The 2,541-nt window shown below is 36.0% G+C and carries 3 protein-coding genes; 1 reads left to right on the top strand and 2 read right to left on the bottom strand.

Annotated elements, in window-relative coordinates:
- Positions 1-230 precede the first annotated feature (230 nt).
- A complete protein-coding gene (locus PHC28_RS18235) occupies positions 231-371 on the top strand; it encodes a hypothetical protein (protein ID WP_300103882.1) in 141 nt (46 codons plus the stop codon).
- 315 nt (positions 372-686) lie between these two features.
- Here PHC28_RS18235 and PHC28_RS18230 read toward each other — a convergent pair whose 3' ends face one another.
- The gene (locus tag PHC28_RS18230) at positions 687-1,811 is read right to left on the bottom strand and encodes an ABC transporter permease (RefSeq protein WP_300103879.1); all 1,125 of its coding nucleotides are present in this window, start codon (positions 1,809-1,811) and stop codon (positions 687-689) included.
- A gap of 102 nt (positions 1,812-1,913) precedes the next feature.
- The coding region (locus PHC28_RS18225) for an ABC transporter permease (protein WP_300103877.1) at positions 1,914-2,541 on the bottom strand (628 nt) is incomplete at its 5' end.

Here is a 2,541-nt window from a genome sequence, read left to right as displayed (position 1 = left end):
TCAGAGGCTTTAAGTCCCCAAGTACCTTGAATCCAAGTTGGTGGATGAAAATCGGAATTTGAAGAATTATTGTCATCTGAACTTGATGAACAAGAGAACAGTAAAAGTGCTGTAAAAACAAAAAGTAATTTTTTCATAATAAATAAGTTATAAGATTAATATTTGACAACATTATAACTTAATAATTAATAATCTTTACGGGTTTCCGTAAAACACTAAAATAAATAAAAATGGTAGACACACTTCTTAAATTAAAAGATTGTACTTTAGAAGAATATGACAATTTCTTTGAAAAATTAAACAGTATCCAAGATATAAGATTTGGAGACACTTTACTCAATACAACATATATTGGAGAAAGAACCCGATAGCGCGGATTTGCAATCCGTGCCCATACCCGATAGCGCGGATTTGCAATCCGTGCCCATTCCAATTGTAAACTAAAAAAAGCATAACAAAAGACTATTATTTTTGAGCCCCGCTCCTCGAAGTGTTCCTTAAAAACAAATATTATTAAACCTAGGATTGCTCTGCGAAGTCTCCCGACTTCGTAGCTATTCCAATAAGCAACAAACACAGGAAACAAACCACGACTCATAAAAATAGCACCTAAATTGTAACGGCAAATAGCAATAGGTACGAAGTCGGGAGACTTCGCACAGCGTGTGAGCAGACAAAACAATTCTCTAATTCACTTTCCTATAACTCCAAACCGCAATTCCATTCAAGGCAAAAGCATAAAAAAGAATCATAAAAAACGGTCTCGATATATCCGAGAACGTGGCTCCTTTAAGCATTACCATCCTTATGATTTCCACAAAATAGCGAATAGGATTGAGCAAAGTCAGGTTTTGTGCCCACGCCGGCATACTTTCGATTGGCGTGAATAATCCGCTCATTAAGATAAAAATAACGGTAAAAAACCAAGCCACAAACATTGCCTGTTGTTGCGTATCAGAATAGTTAGAAATAATTAATCCAATGCCGAGAATGACCAATAAATAAACGGAAGTAAAGAAATAAATCAACCCAATACTTCCTAAAATGGGAACGCTGAAAACGACTCTGGCAATGAGTAATCCAACGGTCAAAATCACCAATCCCAAGACCCAAAAAGGAAACAATTTCCCAATGACAAACTGGTATTTTCGAATTGGCGTAACGTTAATTTGTTCTAAGGTGCCAATTTCTTTTTCACGAACAATATTCATCGAAGACAGAAAAAGCGTGAGCATTGTTACTAATAACACCAAAATTCCCGGAACCATAAAGGTTTTATAGTTTAAGGTATTGTTGTACCAAAACGAAGGAATCGTCACAATATTCACGGGTTGAATGTATGAAGCCTCGTTATATTGAACCAATTGGGTTTGGATTTTTTGATTAAAACCGCCTATGATTTGCGAAATATAGACATTCTCCACTCCTGCCGCCGCACCATCAATGGCGTTGATGCTTACCGAAAGATTCGTGCCATTTTCCTTGATTAAATCACGTTCAAAATGATTGGGAATTTCGAGAATAACATCGACTTTTCCAGTTTGCATTTGCAAATCGGCTTCTTTTTTAGAAGAAAAACTTTCGGTGATATTGAAATAATTGGAAGCTTGAAATTTCGAAATCAATTCTCTGGAAGCTTCGGAATGATCGTTGTCAACATACGAAAACTTGATGTTTTTGATTTCAAAACTGGCGGCATTCGATAAAATAAGCAATTGCACCAATGGCAAAACAAATATGATAGGAAGCATTGCTTTATTTCTAAAGATTTGGCGGAACTCCTTTTGTATGATGAATAGTATTGTTTTCATAATGGGCCACGGATATCGCGGATTTAACTGATTATCACGGATTTTTTTATTTTTTGTCTATTCTCAATTTTTTTTTAGCTCACCCTTTGGGGGTTGGGGGGCTTAGTCCAACCTAATTTTGTATTTCTTGATGCTTACCGTAAGGAAAAACGCAGTCATTCCAATGAGAATCAACGTTTCTTTCCAAATTACATTTATTGTTGCTCCTTTGAGCAAAATGGCTTTGATAATGATGATAAACCACTTAGCGGGAATGATGTTGCTGATGATTTGCAACGGCAACGGCATACTCGAAACAGGAAAAATAAAACCCGAAAGTATGATGACGGGCAACATTAATCCCATCAGTGAAAGCATCATTGCGGTTTGTTGCGATTGTGAAACAGTCGATATTAATATGCCTAAAGAAAGTGCTGTTGTAATGAACAAAATACTTTCGAATGCCAATAAAAATAGGTTTCCTTCGACTGGCATCCCGAATACAAAAAAGCCTAAAAGCAGAATAATTGCAGCGTTGATTATAGACAAGAAAATATACGGAAATACTTTGCCTATAATTACTTGAAAAGGTTTTAAGGGAGAAACTAGCAACACTTCCATCGTGCCCAATTCTTTTTCTCGTGTTATGGAAATAGAAGTCATCATTGCCGAAACAAGCATCAAAATAATGGTCATTACACCGGGAACAAAGGTAAAAACACTTTTCAATTCGGGGTTGTAATACAATTGG

Origin of the sequence: Flavobacterium sp., from assembly GCF_028712645.1 — a bacterium.
In the GTDB taxonomy this organism is placed as follows: Bacteria; Bacteroidota; Bacteroidia; order Flavobacteriales; family Flavobacteriaceae; genus Flavobacterium.
The sequence above is the reverse complement of the archived record's forward strand: the minus strand, read 5'-3'. Positions and strand labels throughout refer to the sequence as shown.